Origin of the sequence: Actinacidiphila guanduensis (genome assembly GCF_900103985.1) — a bacterium.
Taxonomy (GTDB): domain Bacteria; phylum Actinomycetota; class Actinomycetes; order Streptomycetales; family Streptomycetaceae; genus Actinacidiphila; species Actinacidiphila guanduensis.
In genome coordinates this window covers 23226-46537 of record NZ_FNIE01000027.1, presented here as the reverse complement: position 1 = coordinate 46537, position 23312 = coordinate 23226, and the positions used below count along the sequence as shown (strand labels likewise).

Sequence of the window (23312 nt, the reverse complement as noted above, 5' to 3'; positions counted from 1 at the left end):
TATGCGCGTGCGGATCGTCAGGAGGATCCGTGGGTTTGCCACTGCGGCTGCAAATCAGTGTGATGATTTGGTGGACACCTGAGGAGGTAGGCATGGACGACTCGCGGCGCACGCCGGGGGGCGGAGCCGACACCGGCCGCCGTGCTGGTCATGGGGGCGCACCGCAGGCGAGCGTCAAACGTGCCGAGAGCGCCGCCCAGCGGATCGCGGAACTGGCCGCTGCCGCGGAGCCCGGAAGTCGGCTGGGGACCAAGGAGGAGCTGCGTGCCGCGTGCGGCGTGTCCGTCGGAACTTTCAACGAGGCACTGCGGCTGGCGCACTCCCGTGGGCTGGTCGCTGTCCGGCCGGGACCGGGGGGTGGTCTCTTCGCGGCTGAGCAATCCGCACTCGTCCGGCTCGGCAACTCGGTATTGGCCCTTGACGCCGAGGGTGCCGATGTGGCGGAGGCCATTCGGATGAGGGACGCCCTCGATCCGCTGCTCGTCGCGGACGCCGTCTGGCACGCCTCGTTGGCCGATGTGGTCCGTCTGCGCCAGTCGCTTGCGGCCATGCGTAAAGCGGCGGAGGTGCCCGATCCGGTCGCCTTCGTCCATGCCAACTGGCAACTGCACGCGCGCATCGCGGATCTCAGCCCCAGCAAGCTGCTCAAGCAGCTGTATCTCGGGCTGCTGGAGATCATCGAGTCACACACGCTCGCCGTTCTGCCGATGGCCGGCCGACCGCTGCCCCAGTACCTGCGTGAACGCCACCGTTTGCACTGTGACCTCGTCGATGCCATTGCGGACCACAGGCGCGAGGAAGCCATGTGGCTGGTCGGCCTGCACAACACCAGCGGCCCTCCCCGCGACACAGGAGACGACCCCGCTGCGCAAACCATGCGCCGCCGAGGCCCTACCGCTTGACGACGGCTTGTCTCACTCCCAGAATCATCATAATCAATATGTGTCATGGTGCAGGCCCCTGCACTTTGCCGGCCCATGCCACCGCAGCCCACCGTGTTTCGGGAGTCCTCGTGCGTATTGCCAACCTTTCGGATCGGCTCGTTGTCATCTCCGGCGACAGGGCTGTCGATGTCGAAGAGGCCAGCGAAGGAGAGTTTGCGCCAGATGTCCAGGCCGTCTACACACGGTGGGAGCGGTTCAGGGAGTGGGCCGCGGGCACCGACCTGCCGGCCGGAGCACCCTTCGACCCCGCTCGGCTCGGCTCTCCGGTACCCACGCCCCGACAGGTGTTCGCCGCGGGGCTGAACTACCGGGACCACGCCGATGAATCCGGCTTCGCCCGCCCTCAAGGCCTGCCGCCGGTGTTCACAAAGTACGTCAGCAGTATCACCGGGCCCATCACCGACGTCACTTTGCCACGCGGCGGCCACGTCGACTGGGAGGTCGAACTGGTCGCGGTGATCGGGGCACGCGCGTTCCGCGTGTCGGAGGCCGCCGCCTGGGCGCACGTGGCGGGTCTCTGCGCAGGACAGGACCTTTCCGAGCGGATCAGCCAACTCTCCGGCCCTGCACCCCAGTTCGGACTCGCCAAGTCGTATCCAGGCTTTACACCCATGGGCCCGTGGCTGGTGACGCCCGACGAATTCGCCGATCCGGACGACCTGGAACTTCGGTGCACCCTCAATGGGGAGGACGTGCAGAAGAGCCGAACGCGCGACCTGCTGTTCTCGGTGCCCGCTCTCATCGCCGGCTTGTCCGCAGTGCTGCCCTTGCTCCCCGGCGACGTGCTCTTCACAGGGACGCCGGCGGGAGTAGGCATGGGCCGCACCCCGCAGCGCTGGCTGTCCCCGGGCGATGTACTGGTCAGCTCAGTCGAGGGCATCGGCGAGCTGCGCCAGCGGTGCAGGGCCTGACCTTCGTCCGGCAGCGGCACCGAGAAGTCAAGGGCACGCCCACCGTCCTCCTCGGTACCGTTCTTGCGACCCGCTGCCATCATTGGCCCCGTCCGCTGGGCTCGGTAACGAGCCCGGGATCGGCGGCAGGATCGTCGACGAGGGCCGTCTGGAGCTGCAGCGTGCCTCGGCGGGTGATGTAAAGAGCGCGGCCCGGCGGGAACTGACGAGGCTTCACACCATTGATGATCTGCCCTTCGGCAGGAGGGCAGGACAGCTGGATTGCCGGGGTGTTGACCTCCATCAGCCGCCGCAGCAACGGGTCGCTCAGCATGGCGCGGCCGGCACCGTTGGCACTGCGGGCGACAACCACATGCAGGCCGAGTTCGGTGCCCTGCTGCAGGAAATCGAGGAGTGGCGCGAACGGGCTGTCCGAGGAGGAGCCGCCGACCATTTCGTAGTCGTCGATGATCAAGAACAGTTGCGGTCCGCTCCACCAGTCTCGCCGTCGCATCTGCGCAGGCGAGATGTCCGGCCCAGGGCGGCGGGACTCCATGGCGCGGGCTGCACCTCGCACAATGTCCCGGATGACGTCCACCGAGACCGCGTATCCCAGCCGCTGGGCTTCCGGAAGCGCTTCGTACATCTCGCGGCGGAAATCCACGAGGGCTACCCGGGCCTCCGCAGGGGTGTAGCGCCGGGCGATGGCTTGCCCGATGAGCCGCAATAGATTGGTCTTGCCGGTCTCGGCGTCACCGATCACCACGAGATGCGGCGCATACTCGAAGTCATGCCAGTACGGGGTGAGTTCGTTCTCCTCGATACCCAACGGCACACGCATGTCACCGTCGGGGGCCGGCAGGTCCGAGGCGGGGTAGGCCAGCGGGAGCATACGCACAGGTGGGGCCTTGCGACCGGGCCAGGCCGTACTGACGGCCTCGACGAGGTCGGCCAGCCCGGTGGAAAGCGTGGCCGCGTCACCGCTGCCATCGATGCGAGGCAGGGCGGTGAGGAAGTGGGCGCGTTCGGCGGTGAGCCCGCGGCCGGGGATGTGGGGGACCCCCGTAGCTGCTCGCATGTTGATCAATGAGTCCACCGGGTCGCCGAGGCGTAGTTCGAACCGGGAACCGAGTTGGTCACGGACCGACGACTGCAATTCACCCCAACGGTTGGCCGAGATCATGAGGTGGACGCCGTAGTTGAGGCCACGCGCGGCGACAAGGGCTACAAGCGGCAAGGCGTCCGGGAAGTCCTGGCGGACGGTGGCCCAGCCGTCGATAACGAGAAAGACGTCACCGTACGGATCATCGTGGTCGCCCGCCGCACGCAGCGCCCGGTACGTGGTCATCGAATCGACGCCGTGCGCCGCGAATTCCCGCTCACGGCGCGAGATCAGCGCACTGATCTCGATCAGGGTGCGGCCTACCCTCTCAGGGTCCAAGCGCCCCGTCACACCTCCCACGTGGGGCAGCCCCGCCATGCCGGCGAGCGTGCCGCCGCCGAAGTCCAGACAGTAGAACTGCACTTCGCGTGGCGAGTGGGTCAGGGCGAGGGCTGAGATGGCGGTACGCAGCAGGGTGCTCTTCCCGCTCTGCGGACCTCCCGCCACCGCGAGATGGCCCCCGGCGCCGGACAGGTCGGCGACGAGCGGGTCCCTGCGCTGTTCAAAAGGACGGTCCACAATGCCCACAGGCACGGTCAACACACGGCTGCGCTCTTCGGCCAGGAGCCCGTGCCCGGAACGCGAGAGCCGGGGCAGCAGCTCGTCGAGAGTGGGGGGCACGTTCAGCGGCGGCAGCCAGACCTGGCGGGCGGGCGGACTTCCCACCGCGCAGATCCTCTCGGTCGCCACGGCCAGGAGTGTCGGTGCGTCCTCGTCGGCCTCCTCTCCCACCGGCTCCGGCGGCAAGGAGATCGGGAGACGGGGGGCGACGTACTCAGTGGTGTAGCCAACGATCTGACCTGCGGCGACAGCCTGTTCGGCCTCGCGGTCGCGCATCCGGTACGGGCCGGACACGTATGCGGACTTGAACCTGGTCAAGGTGGCGGTGTCGGTCCGCAGGAACCCGTTGCCCGGAGACGACGGGAGCTGGTAAGCGTCAGGCACGCCGAGAACACCTCGGCTCTCCATCGCGGAGAATGTCCGCAGACCGATGCGGTACGACAGGTGGGACTCCAACTGGCCCATACGGCCTTCGTCGAGCCGCTGGGAGGCCAGCAGCAAATGCACCCCGAGTGATCGCCCCAGCCGGCCGATCATGATGAACAGGTCCATGAATTCGCGGTGCGCCGAGAGCAGTTCGCTGAACTCGTCGACGACGACGAGAAGGCTCGGGAGCGGTGCAAGGTCAGCACCCTTGGCGCGGGCCTGTTCATAGTCGAGCGCGGAACGGTGGTTTCCGGCGGACCTGAGCAACTCCTGACGACGCACCAGCTCTCCCTGGAGCGCGTCCTGCATGCGGGCCACGAGGGAGGCCTCGTCGGCAAGGTTGGTGATGACCGCGGAGGTGTGCGGCAGCCGGTCAAGGCCGAGGAACGTCGCACCGCCCTTGAAGTCGACCAGGACGAAGTTCAAGGTCTCCGAGGAGTGGGTGAGCGCCAGGGCCAGAACGAGCGTCCGCAGCAGTTCGGACTTACCCGATCCGGTGGCGCCGATGAGCAGGCCGTGCGGGCCGTTGCCGCCCTCGGCGGACTCCTTGATGTCCAGCACGAGCGGGGTCCGGTCGGAGGCGAAACCGAGCGGGACACGCAGCCGGTCCTGGGCGGATCGTTCGTATCGGGTCCACAACTGCCGCACGTCATGGCGGCGCATGTCGGGTATCCCGAGCATCGAGCTGAGCTCGACATCCGCCGAGAGCGGTTCGGCGCTCTCCGCGGAGGCGGTCAGCCTGAACGGGGCGATGAGCCTGGCCAGGCTCCCCGCTGCGGCAGTCGTGATGACGTCCGGCCGACCGAGGGTGACAGTGGCCTCGTGTCCCTGCCGGTCGTCTGTGACCATGTCCACGTTCTCCGGCGTCACGCGCAGCCTCAGCCCTCGCCGTTCGGCTTTCCATGCCAGCGCCCCGCGCGTGTCGAAGACTGTGGCATTGCGGTAGCCATCGGTGGCGATGCGGCTGGAGGCGGGAACGGAATTGACGTCGAGGACGAGCAGGAAATACGGCTCATCGCGGCTGGGCGCGGCGTCCGGGTCGAACGGGGGACGGCCGGCGAAATCGGCACCGAGCAGCGTCTCCAGTTTGGCCGCGCTGTCGGTGACCAGACGGATGGGGCCTGCTCCATCGCTCTCGGAAGGGTGCAGGACGTGCGGCAGCCATTTGACCCACTCCCATGCCCCCTGTCCGTCCGCGTCGGTGACGACTGCGATCCGCAGGTCCCCCGGTGCATGGAATACGGCAGCCTGGCAGAGTACCGAGCGGATCATGGCCCGAACGGTCTCGCCTTCGCCGTCCAGCAGGACGCGGGCGTAGGCGCGGACGTAGGCGGCGACCGGCTGATCGGGGACGGTGCCGTATGCGCGGATGAACCGGCGCAGCGCGTGAGCACTGAGCGGTTCGAGATCTTCGACCGGCTTGGTGGTGAGAGGCGAGAGCTTCAACGCGAGGGCCTGCTCACCGCTGCCGAGGCGCAACTCCCCGAAGTCCGGGTGGGAGGCGCGGCGTTCCCACAGCCGGGACGTACGCACCAACGACCACAGAGCGACGGGTTCGGGGTGATGCCACGCCTGAGCGGTGCGCTGCGCGTCGATCGAACGGCGTACCTGTTTGCGGACGCCGGCAAGATAACGCAGGTAGTCGCGCCGTTCGCTCTGCACTTTGCGTTTGCGGTCGCTGGAGGCTCGCATGGTCTGGCTGACGACCATTCCGATCGCGGAGACGGCCATCATGCCGATCGCCACATAGGTCAGGGCACCGCTGGAACCGGGCCGCAGGAAGACCAGCACCATGGACAGTGAGCCAAGCGCAGTCGGAGCATAACTGAGCATGCCCGACATGCCCCCTTGGGGCTCGGGCAGGTCGGGAGGCTCTTGCAGTTGCAGCTCGCCCTCCGGCATCTCCGGCCCGGGGCGGCGCGGCGGCCGACGGAACAGGGTGACGCTCAACGCTGCGCCCTCGCTTCGTTCTGGCGTCGCGCGGAAGACCGGATAGGGACCGGCAGAGCGGAATGCTGAGGTGCGCATGGACGTGCCGCAACCGGTGGTCCGCCGCAGCGGTCGCGGTCGGGTGGTGCGGCCAGTGTTCCCGAACGGAGCGGGCAACGGGACGAACCAGCAGCCGTCGATGCGGTTCCGGAGCCAAAGGTTCACGGATCGCGAACCGTTCGGGCAGCGCGCTGCCCCGGATCAGGAAGGACGCCCTGCCAGGCGGTTGCGGCGTTGAACAATGACCGCGGCGCCCGGCTGCATTTCAGCCGCGCTGATGGGTCTTTAAGGAGCCGAAAATGGCGAACGCCGTTCCGCCGACCGCGATGGGCGACCTGTGCCGACTCACCGTTCGTGCCCCGGCGCGGACGGTGGAACTCGCGGTGCCCTCTGACCTGCAGTTGATGGACGTGCTGCCGTCGCTCGTGGGTTACGCGGGTGACGGACTCGATGAGACCGGGGTGGTGCACGGGGGCTGGGTGGTGCAACGGCTGGGCGGCGCACCCCTGGACGAGCAGTCCACCCTGGACGCGCTGGGAGTGCGCGATGGTGAGACGTTGTACCTACGGCCGCGGCGTGCGGCACTCCCGCCGGTTCACCTGGACGATTTGGTGGATGGACTCGCGGAGAATCTCGCCGGACGCTCGGGTACCTGGAACGCGGACCTGTCACGAAGGACGCTGATCGCGGCGTTGCTCATGTTCGTGTCGGCCGGCTTGGGACTTTTGTGTGTGAGCGGTCCGCATCAGGTGCGAGTTGTCGCCGCGGCGGTGAGCGCGCTGATGCTGTTGGCTGGTGCGGCCGCAGCGTCGAGGGCAATGGGCGACGCCGTCGTGGGCACCGCGTTGGGAGCCGCAGCGGTGCCTTTCGTGGCGCTGGCAGGCGCTCTCGTGCCACCCACGAGCGCCGGCGCCGATATGACGGGCCCGCGGCTACTCGCGGCGGGGGCCGCCGCCGCGGGGACCTCCGCGCTGGCACTTGCCGCAGTGGGCTCCAGCGCGCCTCTCTTCCTTGCGTCGGCCGTTGCGGACGTGGTGCTGGCTGTCGAAGGAGTGATGGTGCTGGCCCTCGATATTCCGCTGGCCCACGCCGCGGCTCTGGTCTGTATGCTGGCGGTCGTCATGGCGGCGTTCGTGCCCGCGGTGGCCTTTCGATTGTCCGGTTTGCGCCTGCCACCGTTGCCTGCCAACGCCGACCAGCTCCAGGAAGGCATCGAACCGTACAACGCGACGGAGGTGGAGGCGCGCAGCGAAGCCGTCGACGCCTACGCGAAGGCGTTCTATGCCGCAGTCGGCGTATTGGTCGCGGTCAGTCTTACCTGCATGCTGCGCGGATTTGAGACGTCGACATTGGCCTTGATGGCCGTTGTGAGTCTCCTGGGACTCCTCCACGGTGGCCGACTCGGTGGAATCTGGCCACGGCTCGCCCTGGTGGCACCTGGGCTCTACGGCGCCGCGCTCTTCACCGTGCGGCTGGGAACGGCCCTTCCGACGTCGGGGCGGCTGGTGGAGTTCGCCGTCGTGATGGCGGTCGCGGGCTGCCTGATGGTGGCGTCGTGGACCGTGCCGGGCCGGCGCCTCCTGCCGCACTGGGCGCACCTGACCAACGTGCTGCACTCGGTGGCCGCCGTCAGCCTGCTGCCGGTGTCGCTATGGGTGTTCGGGCTCTACCACTACGCGCGGGGTCTGGGCGGCTGAGTTCCGCCGACAGTCCGACGCGGAAACAGGAGGCGATCGTTGCAGTCGCGACGTGACCAGATTCAGGCGTACTCCTTTGTGATGGGGCGTCTGAGCGCAGGAGTTCTGCGGGTGGATCCTTCCCATCCTGATCAACCGGTGAGTCGGACGAACCGCGGCATGGCGCTCGGATTCGTCCTCGGGTTGGTCGGTGTGATGGTCGTCGGCATCTACGGCTTCGTCGTGCCAGGCGGCAACACCGCATGGCGCAAGGACGGTGCCTTTGTGCTCGCCGAGGACTCGGGGGCCCGCTACCTCTACGTCGAGGGCGAGTTGCACCCTGTCCTCAACGAGGCGTCGGCGCGGCTGGTTGCCGGCGACTCCATGAAGCTCGAGGCAGTGAAGTCGGCGTCGCTGCGCGGCGCGCCGGTCGGTGCGCCCGTCGGGATCGTCGGTGCGCCGGACGCCCTGCCTCGGCCGGGAGCGCTGGAGCGCCGGGGCTGGACAACATGTGTCCTCCCGCCGACCACTGCCGGTGGACCCAGCAGAGTGGTGCTGAGAGTCGGTCTGCCGGTCGCCGGACCGGGGCCATCGGATGCACAGGGAGTGCTGGTGCAGACCCCGGACGGTGCCCTGTGGCTGCTCTGGCAGGGGCGGAGACTGGCGGTGGGAAGCCGCCATGCCGAGGCGCGTGCGCTGGGCTACACCGCTTTGACGCCGGTGCCCGTGTCGGAGGATTTCCTGGACGCAGTGCCGGCCGGCCCCGACCTGGCCACTCCGGAGGTGCCAGGACTCGGCTCGAGCGGTCCGCCGCTGGCCGGGCGGGCCACCCGGGTAGGGCAGGTGTTCGCGGACGCATCCGGGCACCACTACCTGCTGACCCGGGAGGGTCTCGCACCGCTGACGGCGACGCTCACGGCGTTGTACCTGGGCGACCCCCGGGTACAGAGTGGCGCCTATGGCGGCGCTGCCGTCACAGTGGGACGGATCGGGCCCGCCGATTTGGCCCGCGCGGCGGTGCCCGGACCCGCGCCCGAGCCGCTCGCGAACCTGGCGTCCCTTCTGCCTGCGAAACCGCCGGAGGTGGTGGCGGTGCCGTCGGGACACACAGTCTGCGTCGAACTGGACGCCCACCAGAACGAGTTGAGCAGCAGGATCGGAGTAGTCAGGCAGGCCCCGGTGGAAAAGGACACCATGGCGCCCGGGCAGGGCCCAGGTGTGGTGGCCAGTTGCCGCCCGGCCGACCTTGTTGCGGTGCAACCGGGGTCGGGTGCGCTGGTCACGGCCGTCGCATCGTCGGGCGGTAAGGCGGTGACGCCCTATCTGGTGACGGACGACGGGGTGAAGTACCCGATCCCCTCAGCCGTCGTGGTGACTCGCCTGGGCTACTCCACGGATGACGAAATGACGTTGCCGACGAACGTGCTGGGGTTGCTGCCCACCGGCCCGAGCCTTGACCCCGAACTGCTGGCCAATGGCGGTGTGGTGCCCCCACGGACCACACCTGTTCCCTGCGTCAGCTGAGGAGTGGAGGGGCGGAGTCTCCAAACCAAAAGGGCAGCACATTCCTCGGCACCACACGAAGCGCGTGAGCGCGGCCTAGCCTCAACGGCAGGCGACGCGCTACGCCGCACCACCCGCATCCGTCCCCCGTCCGAGGGGCGGCGGTCCCGGAAGGAAGAACGCCATGACGACTCCCATCAACAGTGCATCCGAAGCAGCGCAGACACTGCGGACCGATGACCAGGCCGTCCAGCACGCACTTTCCTTGCTGGACGACCACACCGCGTTCATGAAGAACATGGGCAGCACGGTGGACCAGATTCGCTCGGACATCGCGAGCTCTTACCAAGCCCAGTCCAGCACCACGTTCCAGGGAAAGATCAACGACTGGATCAGCGCCTATCAAGGGGTGAGCGCCGCAGTCCAGCAGCTTCGGACCAATCTCGAAACGGCCCACGGCACCATCGGCCGCGCGGAAGAGGAACTCCACCAGAACGCGGCGGCATGGCAGAGCACCTCTGGTGACGATGCCGTCTTCCAGGCCCTGCGCGGCTGACCCACAAAAGAACGGAAGAATTCCCATGGCGGACATCAACCTCAAGTACGACGGCGCCATCCGCGCCATCGAGGACATGCAGGCGGCAAGCACCAAGATCGACGGTCAGCTCGAAGATCTGCAGCAGCAGCTGGCTCCATTCGCACAGCAGTTCGTCGGTCAGGCGGCGCACTCCTATCAGCAGTTCCAGGGACAGGTGAATCAACTGGAGGCACAGATGCGTGCCAGCCTGGCGCAGGGTTCACAGGTGCTGTCGGAGATGATCGAGGGCCACCAGAAGTCGGACGCCGCCGCGGCCAATCAGTTCTGAGCCTGTCGGCCGGCCGACAATTCGAGACAGGACACGGCATGGCAAAGGAAAAATCAGGCGACTCGTCGTCCAGCGGAAAAACCCTCAAAATCACCGACACTTACCTGAAGGACTTCGCCGCCAATAAACTCGATCCGTTCGTCCGGGACGTTCAGCACAACCGGTTCGTAGCCGAACTCGCAGCCTATCTCTCCGGATCACCACAGTTGGGCCACGACGAGAACTGGAACTACAACCAGTTGCTCCTGGGCAACCCCAACAGTAAGCAGGCGCCGATTGCTACGTTCCAGAAAGACTTCGCGACTTTCACCGGGGCGTTGTCCGAGAAGATCCAGGGGCTTCTCTCGGGAGGTCAGATCCTTTCACAGGACTGCAAATACGTGGACAACACGCTCGACAAAGGGGAGGATAGTGCGAACATTACCGCAAGCGAAATGAACGCTGATCTTGCAAATTTTTCGCTTGACGGCTCCGGTAACCAGTCAACGTCGAACGTAAGCATATCGCAGTGATCTCGTTCTTCGCTCCAGGCCGCAGTGCGGCCTGGAGCGAAGAACGGAACTCGAAAATGGGGAGCATCCGTTGGCAGGTGAGTACGAACAGGCAGTCAGGCTCGTGGACCCGAACTCGGCCGACGGCGGGGGCGACGGTTCCGGATCGGACTCGTCAGGCATGCCTAGCCGAGATGCCGTGACGGGTAGTTCGTGGTTGGACCCGGATTCCCGTTACTACGCCGGCGTTTGGCATGGCGTCAATATCTTCCGTGATCTGTACTGGAGTACCAGTTACGTTAGTGGCTTTGACAAAATGCATCACCACACATGGTGGTACGTCATCGGGGCAAATTTTTCTGCGGACTTCAGGGACGAGACCAAGCCTTGGACTGAATTCCGCGATATTCCCGCAAAAATATTTCCCAATTTGATGGGCGGATCATTTGAGAATGATGTTTTTAGTCCGAACAGTCTGAAGTATGCGGCCGATATGGTTGACGGAATCCGTACGATGTTGGCCGATTGGATACAAGCATTCACCGGCTGGGCCAATGCTATCGACGTTGCGGACAGTGATTTTCAGGGTACGGCGGCTGGAATATTCCAATCAAAGATAATTGCCATGTGTCATGACATGCAGGGCATTCGAGACCAGTTGACCGAGAAGGACACTTCCGGCCAACTCAATGCGACTGGCGAGGATATGAAGAGTGCCGCCCAAAACCTTGGGCAGGCCTGGTTTAACTGGTGCAACGACGCTACGATCAGTGATCCACGAATAATTCTATTCGACTCGTTCATGAATGCTGTGAACTCTGGTGTCACGCGCATATGGAAGGGTAAGAACTATATTAACAATAGGAATGATCAGCACATCATTACGAAGATGACGAAGTATGGGGACCCTTCTACTACAGAATTTTGGGACAGTCTCGAGGCGGACGCGAAGAAACAGTGGATCGACAACCTTGCTCCGCTGGACGATGCCGCGAAGGCTTTTTTGTCGAAGTTGGACACCAGTTACACGTCGGCCAGCATGGAGTTGCCGACAGAGTTCCATGATCCGCCCGAGAAAACATCGAGCTCTGATCTGGGACAGCAGACACCTGATGGACCGGGACAGGGCCCGGTACAGGTCCCGGATCACGTTGATTTGCCGGACCCTGGCAACGAAGGAGATCCATCGGAGAATATTCCAGAGACAAGAAATATACCAGACATTGGCAGCCTTGGTTATCCGACAGATTCCAGTGATCCTGGATTTCCAAGCGTGCCCGGATCCTACGCATTTAATGCCCCGGGTGACACTCCAGGTGGCAATGGTTCGGACGACGGCCAGGGCGGGTTCGTTCCCGGGAGCGAGTCGGGTCCTCTTCAGCCCGGCTCCTTGTTCACTGGTGACGGCGGTGGTCTGGCGCCCAGCGATTTCGGTGGCTCCGAGGGCGCAATGGTTCTGGGTCCGGATGGGAAGCCGGTTCTGGGTCCGGATGGTGAGCCGGTGGATGTGCCGGCAGGTTCGGTGATTCGGCCGGATGGGTCGGTGGTCGGTCCGGATGGGAAGCCGGTTCTGGGTCCGGACGGGAAACCGCTCAAGTTCCCGCCGGGTTCAAAAATCACCTCGGATGGTCTTGATCCTTCTTCGGCACCTGGCGCAATGGTTCTGGGTCCGGATGGGAAGCCGGTTCTGGGTCCGGATGGTGAGCCGGTGGATGTGCCGGCAGGTTCGGTGATTCGGCCGGATGGGTCGGTGGTCGGTCCGGATGGGAAGCCGGTTCTGGGTCCGGACGGGAAACCGCTCAAGTTCCCGCCGGGTTCAAAAATCACCTCGGACAGTTCCCTCTACGTACCGGAGTCCGATGCGGTGGTCGGCCCGAACGGGATGCCGATCGTAGGACCAGACGGCCTTCAGGTGACTGTGCCGGCGGGTTCAACGGTCCGTCCGGATGGGTCCGTGGTGGGTCCGGACGGGAAGCCGGTTTTGGGCCCAAACGGTGAGCCGCTGAAGGTACCTGTGGGATCTTCGCTCGTTCAACCTGGTGCTGAGCAACTGTTTCCTGGGGATTCAAGCAATGACTCCGACGGATACCTGGACACAGGTGGGGACATACGAATGCCCAAGCCACTTGCTGTTGGTGGCTCGGGCGCCTTCGATCCAGGGAGCAGCGTAGTCGTCAGCCATGGTGGTGAGTCTCTGAAACCGGCTGACCTGGGCCGGTTGTTGCGGTCCGGGGGAACGGTCGTTTCCGGCGGCACCAATGGCATGGATCCCGATCGACTGCGGCAGCTGACCAGAGGCTTCGGCACCAGTGACGAGTACAAGCCGCTGTTGGACCCGGAGGGAGTCCTGGACGACGCGCACCCGGCGGTCTTGGATGAGCCGGGAGCCGAGAACTCGGCTCTACCTCTGGAGGAGGCCGCACAGGAGGAGTCGATGCTCGGCCGCGTCGCCACCGTGGGGGGCGCGGGAACGGAGAGCGAACCGCCGATGATCCCGCCGATGACGGGGGGTATGGGCGGCACGGGGGGCGGCGCCGGTGCCCGTAAGACATGGGTGACCGAGGACGAGGAGACCTGGGGCACGAGCACTGCCACTCCGGGGGTGATCGGACGGTGAACGTGGACGTACTGTCGGCAGAGAGGCGTATCCGGAAATGACATCGGGGAATCCTGACGGCCTGGCTGAGGTCATGACTGAGATGCGTGGATACGCGGAGAAACTTGATGCGGCCCGGACTGAAGCGATTGCCGCGACGATGTCTGTCCGGTCTAAGGACCGCATTCTGACGGTGACGGTGACGGGGCAAGGCGAACTCAAGGACATACAGTTCCACTCCACCGACTACGCGGCTATGGCCCCGGCTCAGCTGTCGGCCGTGCTGGTGGAGACCATCAATTCTGCGCGCAAAGAACTGTCGGAGAAGATTCGCGGGCTGTTTTCTCCGCTGGAAAATGGCGGTTCAGCGCTCCGGTCGGTATTGACCGGGGGCTCGGATCTCGACCGGATGGTCGGCCCGTTGCGCGAATTGCTTGCTCCGCAGGCAGGAACCGATACCGACGACGAAGAGGAGTGGATCGATGGCTGACCTGGTGGTCGATGACAATCTCAAGAAGCGGTTCACGCAGTTCGACGACATCGCCAACGTGACAGGAGATCTGCAGTCGAAGATCGAGGAAATCAATGATCAGAACAAAAAGGGCGGCGGTGAGAGTGACGAGTATGCGAAAGCCTACCACAAGCAGGTAGACGACGCGACGCAGAATCTCAGCGACTTGGTCGATCGCGTCCGTGAGTTCTTTGCCAACACTGCGGACAGTGGCAAGAATGCATCTGATCAGTTTTCCAAGACCGAGGATGAGGCGGCTACGGTCGCGTCGCAATGGTAGTTCGTTCGTTCGTTCGCGTCGTAGTGCTGTAGGGGTGGTTTGTCGTGGCGATTGAGCTTCCTTCTGGGCTTGCCGGTCTCTTCAAGGTGTTGACTGGTATGGAGTGGCCGCAGGGGAATGAGGATGTGCTGCGACATGTGTCGGATCTGTACCAGGCGTCGGCGGACGATTTTGACCAGTTGGCGGATTTGGTCACGTCGTTGACCCGGGCGATCAAGGATGATTTTCAGGGTGAGGCGGCGGATGCTTTTTTGGCGGGGATGGCGGATTTTGTTACGGGGAAGAATTATTTGGGGGTAGCGAAGGAGGGGGCGCAAGAGCTTGCGAAGTTTGCGCGGGATACCGGTGATCAGCTGGAGTACATGAAGTGGATGATCATCGGTACGTTGGTGCAATTGGTGGCGGAGTTGGCGTATTACGCGGCGACGGCGTTCTTCAATTGGGCTGCTCCGGCTGAGGCTGCGGCTGCGGAGGCGGTGGCACGGATCACCCTGCGGCTGATCATCGAGCAGTTTCTTAAGTCTTTGGCGCGGCACGTGGTGCTGGGTGTGATGACGGGTGTGGCGATGGATCTCTTGATTCAGGGGATTCAGCATGCCAGGGACGGGAAGAAGTTCAATTTCGGGAGTACGTTGCAGGCGATCGAGTTCGGGGCGATCAGTGCTGTGGTGGGGGGTGTGCTGGGTCCGTTGGGCAGTAAGTTCGGCGCGTGGTTGGGTAGGGTTATGGGTCGGGATCTGGGTCGGGATCTGGGTCGGGATCTGGGTCGGGATCTGGGTCGGGATCTGGGTCGGGATCTGGGTGGTTCGGGTGGGGATGTGGGTCGGGATCTGGGTCGGGATCTGGGTAAGTCGCTCGGCGACACGCGTGGGCTGACCAATGGGTTCGGACACGATGTCGGGGAGACGGCGGGGTCGGAGGCCGAGGCTGCGGTGCGGGAGCCGGAGGTGGTTGCTCGTGAGGAGATTCCTGGTGGTGGGGCCCTGAAGGAGGGTGTGCGGGACGACGTGAGGGTGGTGTCGGAGGAGGGGACGTTGGTGGACGGGGGTGGGGGGAAGGGGGAGTTGAGGGAGGAGGGTCTCGGCAAGTCGGTGCGTGAGGACGATGAGGTGCCGGATCCGCGGGTGCGGTTGGGCAGTGGGCTGATGGGTTCGGTGCATGCGGTGGAAACGTCAGTGGGTGAGGATTTTGCGCGGCATCTGGGACCGGTGTTGGGTGATGATGTGGCGCGAAGGGTGGGCAGGGATTTCGGCAAGGTGTTCGCAGAGGGCTGGGGACGTAAGGGATTCGATGAGTTGAAGGGTGAATTGTCGGCGGTCCTTCGTCCCTTTGCTGCGGAATTGGGGGGTGAGGAAGCGGTGCGTGCGTTGTCGCACGGGTTGCCGGATCGGGTGGTCACACAGATGGCCAAGTCGGCAGGGATCGATTGGGGTGAGCAGGCCGCGGCGGTATTGACGACTGCAGTGTCCGGCGGTGCGAATATGACGCTGACCACCGGGTTCTACAATTTGATCTTCGGCCCGAATCATAAGTTTGAGACGGGGTTCGATTCGTTTATGGGTGGCGCTGGAATGGGCGTCGCGGGCCATCTGGGGCGAGCGGGGTTGGATGCTCTCTCAGAGCGTTTGGGCGGCAAGATCGATGTGACGGTGCCGTCGCTGGGTTCTCTTCTTGGCCGACGACCGGACGCCGAGGAGATCTCTGGTGCCCGGACGGCGGCGGTGCCGGAGAATTCGGGAGAATCCGCAGGTTCGGGTCCGGGCGCTGTGCCGCGGACTGAAGGGGGTGTGCCTGCCGGGGCGTCCGCCGATGCAGGGACTTCGAGAGGGTTTGAGGGAGATCCGGGCAGCAGGCGGGCTGCCGAGGCGGATGAGAGTGTCCTGCCGTCGGCCGGCAGGCCATTGACCGTGGCGGGGGATGACGGTGTCCGTGGCGCTGCCGGACGCGGAGAGCCTGTGCCGTCCAGGGAACAACGGCCCGAGACGGAGAGCGGGCGAGTACGCACGGTCGACGCGCAGACTGACGCGGACGCATTGCCCGGTAGCGGCCCGGCTGTGCCCGCCGGGGTGCGGACTTCTGGCGGGAGTTCCGGGCGGCACGATGCCGTTGCGCAGCACGTGGGGGAAGGTACTGCGGGTGGCGAGCCACGCGGGAACGAGTTCGCGTTGGGGAGCGTGGAACAGGCGTTCGTACCGTCCCCCGGGTGGGCGGCGCGTGATGGAAGGGGCGGGAACGAGGGATGGCACCGTGTTCAGCAGGAAGCGGCCGGCCGGCGGGACGACATGTTGGCCGATGCCGCGGAGAACTTCACCGGCAGACGGGAGTTCGGCGACGCCTTCCGTGATTGGTCCGCTGGGCGCGGCGATCTGTCGGAGGAAGTGCGCGCGCAGGTGCGTGCGCAGGCTGCCGATGCGCACCGTGCCTTCGGTAGCTCCGGGGGTACGGTCAGGCCGACGGTTGCGGAGATGAGCCGTGATTTCGAGGTGCGGGCAGCTGTCGAGGTGAGTCTGCAGCATGTGCGCGAGCAGTTCGACGATCTGTTCGCGTCTTGGGGCAAACCCGGTGGGTCGCCTGCACCGCATGGGGTGGGAGAGCGGGCATCGCACGAGGTTGTGGCAGCAGATCCCGAGCTATCGGGGCGGACGTATCAGGCTTCGTGGGATGAGTTCGCGCGGAGGGTGCGTGCGTTGGGGGAGCGGTTCGACCGTTCGCAGCCGGTACCCAGCGCCGAGGTGTTGCAGCGGGTTGCCGACACGGCGATGGACCGGGCTCTTCCCGAACTGGGCCGTCTCTTCGATCGTGCTGCGCATGCCGAGATCCGCCGTGCCGAGGCCATGGTCGTCTTCGACCATGTGGCTGCGCCTGCCGGGGAGCATGCCGTGGCCACCGAGTCCGCGGTGAGCCTGTCGGCACAGGCCGCAGTCGATCCGGCAGGCGCCGAAGGCGTTCTTTCCCCTGGCGGGCGGGAGCGGCTGAGGGCTCAGTGGGAAAGGGAGTTCGCCCGCGACCACGAAGCGGTCTTCGGCGACCTGTCCGGCACCCACCGGCCTGCCACGAGCAGTGTTCCTGTCGATGCGGGGCGTGCGCCACACGAGGCCGCAGATCCAGCAGTCCGATCAGCGCCCGACTCCGATGGCTCGGCAGATCGATCCGCGGACTTCGCGGATTCCTCTGCGGCTGGTGTTCACCCGGAGGGCACCGGCTCCTGGGAGGAGCGCCGTGCGTTGCGGTTGGAGGCTTTGCGCCGAGCGGTTCCGTTGCAACTGGCCAAAGAGGGTGCCGCCCGTCAGGCTGTGGACGCCGTACATGCACAGGCTGAGGGCGGCTGGCGGGAGGCGCTCGGCGGGCTTGGCGACCGGTTCGGTGAGGAGTTCGGGCTGCCTGGGCGCGATGCCGGCCTCGCTGCCCAGCGGGAGGCCGCTCGTGCACTGGGAGATGAAGCACACCGTCGCCTTGACGCGTGGTCACGGGACGGCGGTACATCGGAGGGCGCCGAACAGGCAACCGCCCAGGTGCTGTCCGAAGAGGCGGTTCGCCACCGGATCGCAATGAGTGTCGCACGCACGGTCGTTCTGGACAGGGCAGCCGATGCCGCCCGCCGATACGCTGCCGAACACGCCCCGGGCCTGCCGGCAGACGCAGTGGACAGATTCGTCACCGGCCATCACGACCGCATCGCCGCCCGGTTCGACGACATCTTCGCCGACTCGGCAGGAGGGGAGAGCGGGGGCGGCTCCGAGGGTCTTGACCAGGCGACCGAGCAGTGGCAGCACGAGACGTCGGATGCCGCTGACGCCGACCTTGCCCGACACCTCGCCTTCGAGGCCCACGCCACCAGCGGCGTCAGCCGTTGGGCCGAGCTCTTCCACGAGGCCGCAGCCCGCGAGGAACTCTCCGAGGACGATGCCACGCGCATTGGCGACAGCACCCGTGAGGACTGGTTCACCTCCTTCCACGAGCGATTCGGCCCCGAGGATCTCCGTACTGCCGCTTGGCTCGACCACGAGGCCGACCGAGGAGGCCGTTTCGCCCCCAGGAGCGCCGAGGAATCCCACAGCACCGCAGATGACCACGTCCTCGCGCGAAATGACGTCGCCCGCCACGTGGCCGATGTCCTGGCTTCCAACTCCTCTGCTTCCCGTGATCAGGGAGCCGCCGATTCGGCGTCGCCGGACCGCGTTCAGTCATCTCTGTCCTCTCCGTCTTCCGACGAAGTAACCCCGGCACTGTCAGCGGGTCAGCCCGCTCGTGTCGAACGGACGGAACCATCGGCCACCGACGTCACGGAAGAACAGGAACGGCCCGTCACCGTTCGGAGTGTCTCGGTGGTGGAGCGGCCGCCGTCGGGCGAGAACGTACCCGGGGCCGGCCACGGGAGTGATCTCTACCGAGCTGACGATCCTCCTGCCGTCGACTACTCGCTTGTCCATCCGGACGACATCGCGGACGGCGGCATACGTGAAAGCAAGCCCGACGACGTCCTCTGGCATTTCAGCAGTGCGGATCCGGCGGTCATTTTTTCGGGTGGCCTGTTGCCGGGCGGCAATGGCAGGCTGACGACACTGTACGAATACGCGAGGAAGGTGAGCAAAGGTAGCGGGCGGTACGTTTCTACTACGTATGATGCAGATCTGTGGTTCAACGGTGCTCGATATCGCTATGAGGTCAGGCCGGCGCGTAATCCAGTGGGCAGCGGGCGGACTGGCGTGGACGTCAACGCGAGTCTTGAACAAATCGAGCCGGCGGGTGAGTGGTCCTGGCATGAATCCGAAGTTGCCTTCACCGGGGCCCTCCCACCTGCTGTGGTGGTCAGCGTCTACGACGCTCAGCATCAGCGGACAGGGGTATGGGATGCAGCTGCGGGCGCCGTGCGCTGGGAGCCCGGAGACCATCAGTCAGGAGCTGAGGAGCGGGCCCAAGAGGACGCGGACGAGGGGTTCGACGACGCGCCGGCCGTTACCCACGATGTGAGCCCGTCGGCCGAGCAAGCGGCACCGACTCGTGGCCTGTCATTGCGTCCGCCGTCCGCCGACCCCAGCAGTCCTCCGGTTCACCTGTCGTCGGGTGAGGTGGAGGCCGATCGTTGGCTGCCCTACGGCGGCGGTGACGATCCATCACGCGAGGCCTACCGTCTGGAGCCGCGTACGGACGCAGCGCCCTCGATGAGGCGCCAGCCCGGTTCGGGTGAGCGCATCCAGGTCGGCTACGCGTGGCATTGGCAAAGCAGTGACACGGATCCGGCAGGTCACCTGTACCTCAACCGCCGGATTCACCTCGTCCCCGACGGGACGACGGGCTCTGAAGTGGACGCGTTCAAGGAAGGCATGCGTCGGACGGTGGACGCGCTGATCAATCGTCCGGGGTACCGCCTGCCTCTGCCGGGCTTCAGGGTAGACGACGGTCCGGTACTCCACGTGCAGGTCGAGTTCGTCGACGAACCCGCCACAGCCTCCGCCGGCGGCACGGTTACCCTCAGGCCGGGCGTCCCTGAGAGGCGCGACATGGTGCAGAACGTCTGGTACGCCAATGCCCGTTCCGAGGCGCACGTGCACGAGCTCATCCACGGCCTCGGCGTTCGAGACGACCACGTCAATCCTCGGGTGCTGCTCGTCCCCGGCGGCAGACCCGACCCGCACACAGACCCCGGCACCGCCAGCCTCATGGGCGCTTTCACCCCGGAAAGTCTGGAGCACCCCCTCGTACTCACCGATGACCATCTGCGTCAGATCGCTGACGTCTTCACCCCTTACGCCAGCCCCCCGCGGCGGGTGGAGCAGCGCGTGCCCGAACAGCTGACGACCGACGAGCGCGATTCCCCGGTGCCGCAGGGCCGCCCGAGCGGGCAAGCCAGCGGGGCAGAGGCTGCTTCTGCCAGGCGGGCGGCGTCACGACCCGCGCGTGATCCCCGGTCGGACAGCGGCCGGAACAAGGTGGCAGGCCCCCGCGCACGTCCTGGACGTCGGGCCGACGAAGAGACTGTGAAACCCGCCTTGACGCCGGATCCCGCTGCCTCGCGAGAAGACGATAACCCGCAGTATCTGGTGCGGACCCGTGCCATACAAATGGACAGCACCGACTGGCGTCGCGACGTCCCACGTGTTGTTCAGGAATTGACCAGTCTGCGCGACAGGTCCGACACGGACATCAACGTACGTATTGTGTATGATCCCCGGACGCTCCCGCATTCTTCTGGCGACAGCCTTCCGACCAGGGCGAGCCGAACCATCCAGGACTCGCTGCCCGAGAGGTATTCCGGCACCGGTATCCATTGGGCGGATCCTCGACCCATGACACCCGAGGAACAGCGCCGGCTGGGGGTAGCGGACGCCGATATGCAGGTAGCCGCCGAGTTCGGCCAGCGTAATCCGGATTACATCCTGCACATACGCCCGGATCCCGAGGCGGCCGCCCTGCGGCGCAGCCGCCGTCAAGGAATCACTCCGGACAAGTTCAAGGACATGTTGAGCCGGGCGGACGCGGACATCGCAGACCCGCTCGGAGAAGACTCCGAAGTCGCTGCGGCAGACTCCGTCCAGACCGATCCCAGTACTACGCTCCCGTCGCCCGGCCGACCGGCAGACGGTCCTCCGGGCGGTCACCCCGGAGCGGGACGCGGGAGCGGTGTCCTGGGCGGAAAGGACGCTGATGGTGGTCCGAGCGAAGCCGGGCGTGGCGTCGAAGATCTACACGCCACGGGCCGACTGCGTCGTTCTGCCCCCAATGGCCCTCGTCCTCGGCGTCCTACGGGTGTCACCAGGGATGCTGAGACCGCTGCCGTTCCCGCAGGAGCCGGACGTAGGCGTCCTGGCGGACCTCGTTCGCAAGCCGGCGACAGGACCGGGCTGCAAACCGTCTTCGAGGTGCCCGATGCAGCAGAGGATCGGCAGTCGACGGAAATTGCCGAAGACGTGCACGAAATCAGAAATTCTGATGATCACCTGTCCGACGCTCAAAGGATTTTGATTGATCCTGATCCATCCACCACGACGGCAGCGGACGAGACGGCGCATCCCAACTCGTACCACGACACGTCGGCCGATCGGTCGGCAGCGGCAGAAAGGGGACAGGATGACCCGCAGTCGAGGGAGTCGATAAATGGCGGGATGAACGTTGACGAATCGAGGGAACGTCGACGGGAGAAGGCTTCGGACACACCCTTCAGCCGTGCGCGGGACGCTGTCACAGCTGTGATGGATGAATGGGATGTAGACGGTGCCCTGACACGTCCGCAGCGAATAAACCGGATTGCCTGGAGCGTCGCCAGCCATTCGGCGTTCTCCCGCCCCGAGCGGCCATGGGAATCATCCTATTGGCTAAGCCAGACCAAGGACGCAAACGACCGACTGCAGTCAATGGACGCAGGTGACCGTGACTTCCATGTCTCGCGCGCCACTGATGCGGTCGCTGCAACAACGGTGCACAACGACCTGAGGAGAATATTTCCGGAGCTTCCGCGAGACCAGCAGGACGCCCTTAACACCATGATCCACCTTGTTGCCGACGTGATGAGCACGTCGGACGAAGCCCAGGGATTTCATCTCGCCGTCGACCTTGCTCGCTATTTCCGCGTTCCCGGTGATGGCCTCTACCGCGAACTCCACTCCTCAGAGGGGGACCGAACAGCTTCGCTCCGAGCCGAGTCCGAATCGGACCACGCCTCATCGCGCCCTGATACCGGCCCTGATTTGAGCGACTTGATCGCCCGCGTCATGGCGGGGGCGGATGATGTGACGCCCCCTACCACGGTGGACATGCCGTATCCAGGTCGACAGGACCCGGCGACAGTATTGGAGTGGCTGGCGAATATTCCTGGCAGTAGGCGCTCCGAAGCACTACAGGCCATGACACAGGACGATCCGGAGCACCCACTGTTCGAGGAATGGCAGAAGTTTGAGCGCGATGCCCCGGCCGACGCTCAGCAGCTGCTCTTCCTGGTAAGGCGTGAGATTCCGGAAGAACTTGGAACCATGGACGGGGTTATCAAACTCGCATATTCCGGTTTGAGTGAAAAGGAGCGAACGAGATCGCTGGAAGACCAGAAGAAACTCGTTGAAAATACGGTTCTTGCAGGAAGAAAGTATGCCGGGCCCATGGGTGGAAATCCTGGAGCCGAAGCGCAGGCGACCTTCCACCGCGCGCGAGAATCGCTCCGCAATCGCGTCAGAGAATTCCCGTTCTTGCGGCAGGATGAGCAGTTCCGACTGGCTTTGAATGATGTCCTGGTCAACATGGAGGAATTTGTCAATCTCCGCCGCGTGAAGGTCAATGAATATGCTATCGACAAGATGCTCGATCGGATTGATGTTTTCCGGGGAATGGAAGTATCGTACAGATGGTATGCCAGGAACCCGTTTGATGGAACGAATGCCTGGTGGTCCAGGCTCGGTACCGAGGCCGGCAGGGCGGTCCGTCATGGACACATCTGGTCGAAACTCAACACCTGGCATACCGAGAAGGATTCGATAATCCACGATGGCACCTACTTGGAAGGCACAATAGGCGGCTACCTTTTTAATGGCCTGAGTTTGGCGGCAGGGCGCCCGAATCCTGCCCTATGGCATTTGTGGGAGAAGCTTTCGAGTCGTTACGTGGGGAATTTGCGCGGAACGGTGAGGGCGGATATTTTGAGCGGAATCAACGACAAAAGTGTACTGACGACGCTCGAATGGCCGATCATACGCCGGAATATTGAAAGTGGTCTGGTTCGAGAGGTGGTATTTCACGTATGGGAGTGGAACGGGGAGAGGTTCTTTGAGCGAGAGATTATTCCGGCCCACAGGCAGAACACCGTCGATTCCATCAGAAGGATGCCATCGGATGACGAGTCGAAAAATACGCAAGCGTTGCTGAATAGTCATGAGGCCATGATGACGGAAATCAATCGATTGATGGCGCAAGGGATCGAAAAGATTCTCGTCAACCATGTGGAGCGGCAGTCCATGGATAATTTGAGAGCGAAAGATGTGGTTCACCGACACCGAGCGCAACTTCATTCTGAGCGGGGAAGCATCTATCTTCCGCCTTTTGAGGGGATCCCTTCCTCCAGTGCTACCGGCACTCCTGGCACCCCTTGGGGTATAAACTCAGGGGGGGTGGTCGTGGCCTCTCCGGAGGGGATTCAGCAGGGGAGGGAGCGTGGCCAATCGATAAATCCGGCATGGGGTACGTATCGCCCATTCTGATGGCGAGTGGTAAAAACCAGATGGTTTCGCGATTTGCTAATCAGGATAGGAACGATCGCAGTTGGTGGTGCTGTCGCCTTCGCACTGGTCGGTCTGGCGGCAGGCGCGTCGGTTGCGTTTGCCATCAGAATATCCGGTCCGTTCGATCGCCTGCCGGCGGAGTGGACCACTATCGTTCATTGTCGTTCGTTGTAAGGGGTTCAAATGGTTATCGGTCGGAAGCACCGGCGTATAG

The 23312-nt window shown here is 64.7% G+C and carries 12 protein-coding genes; 11 read left to right on the top strand and 1 reads right to left on the bottom strand.

Annotated features, from left to right (window positions below):
• Positions 1-92: 92 nt before the first annotated feature.
• Positions 93-902, top strand: coding sequence for a FadR/GntR family transcriptional regulator (locus BLR33_RS33380; protein WP_093788641.1), 810 nt, complete (start codon positions 93-95; stop codon positions 900-902).
• Positions 903-1012: 110 nt separating this feature from the next.
• Positions 1013-1855, top strand: coding sequence for a fumarylacetoacetate hydrolase family protein (locus tag BLR33_RS33375; RefSeq protein WP_093788639.1), 843 nt, complete (start codon positions 1013-1015; stop codon positions 1853-1855).
• 79 nt (positions 1856-1934) lie between these two features.
• Here the strand turns inward: BLR33_RS33375 and eccCa are convergent, their stop codons facing one another.
• Positions 1935-5933 (bottom strand): type VII secretion protein EccCa, encoded by a 3999-nt coding sequence (gene eccCa / locus BLR33_RS33370; RefSeq protein ID WP_093788637.1) that lies wholly within the window; start codon positions 5931-5933, stop codon positions 1935-1937.
• Positions 5934-6271: 338 nt separating this feature from the next.
• On the opposite strand from eccCa, the gene eccD reads away from it, so the two are divergent.
• The 9 genes from eccD (at position 6272) to BLR33_RS34895 (ending at position 23077) form a co-directional block, all read left to right on the top strand.
• Complete coding sequence (gene eccD, locus BLR33_RS33365; RefSeq protein WP_245771842.1) at positions 6272-7669, top strand: type VII secretion integral membrane protein EccD; 1398 nt, start codon at positions 6272-6274, stop codon at positions 7667-7669.
• Positions 7670-7708: 39 nt separating this feature from the next.
• Complete coding sequence (eccB, locus tag BLR33_RS33360; protein WP_093788635.1) at positions 7709-9172, top strand: type VII secretion protein EccB; 1464 nt, start codon at positions 7709-7711, stop codon at positions 9170-9172.
• Between the two features lie 163 nt (positions 9173-9335).
• The gene (locus BLR33_RS33355; RefSeq protein ID WP_093788633.1) at positions 9336-9707 is read left to right on the top strand and encodes a hypothetical protein; all 372 of its coding nucleotides are present in this window, start codon (positions 9336-9338) and stop codon (positions 9705-9707) included.
• 25 nt (positions 9708-9732) lie between these two features.
• Positions 9733-10017 carry a WXG100 family type VII secretion target gene (locus BLR33_RS33350; protein WP_093788631.1) on the top strand — a complete coding sequence of 95 codons (285 nt, stop codon included), beginning with the start codon at positions 9733-9735 and terminating at the stop codon, positions 10015-10017.
• Positions 10018-10055: 38 nt separating this feature from the next.
• Positions 10056-10529, top strand: a complete 474-nt coding sequence (locus BLR33_RS33345) for a hypothetical protein (RefSeq protein WP_093788629.1) — start codon at positions 10056-10058, stop codon at positions 10527-10529.
• A gap of 70 nt (positions 10530-10599) precedes the next feature.
• Positions 10600-13125 (top strand): hypothetical protein, encoded by a 2526-nt coding sequence (locus tag BLR33_RS34900; protein WP_143031806.1) that lies wholly within the window; start codon positions 10600-10602, stop codon positions 13123-13125.
• A 73-nt stretch (positions 13126-13198) separates the two neighbouring features.
• Complete coding sequence (locus tag BLR33_RS33335; protein ID WP_176930749.1) at positions 13199-13594, top strand: YbaB/EbfC family nucleoid-associated protein; 396 nt, start codon at positions 13199-13201, stop codon at positions 13592-13594.
• Positions 13587-13895, top strand: a complete 309-nt coding sequence (locus BLR33_RS33330; protein WP_093788623.1) for a hypothetical protein — start codon at positions 13587-13589, stop codon at positions 13893-13895. The genes BLR33_RS33335 and BLR33_RS33330 overlap by 8 nt, the downstream gene beginning before the upstream one ends.
• 44 nt (positions 13896-13939) lie before the next feature.
• Entirely contained in the window at positions 13940-23077 is a 9138-nt protein-coding gene (locus BLR33_RS34895) for a WXG100-like domain-containing protein (RefSeq protein WP_143031805.1), read from the top strand.
• Positions 23078-23312: the final 235 nt, after the last annotated feature.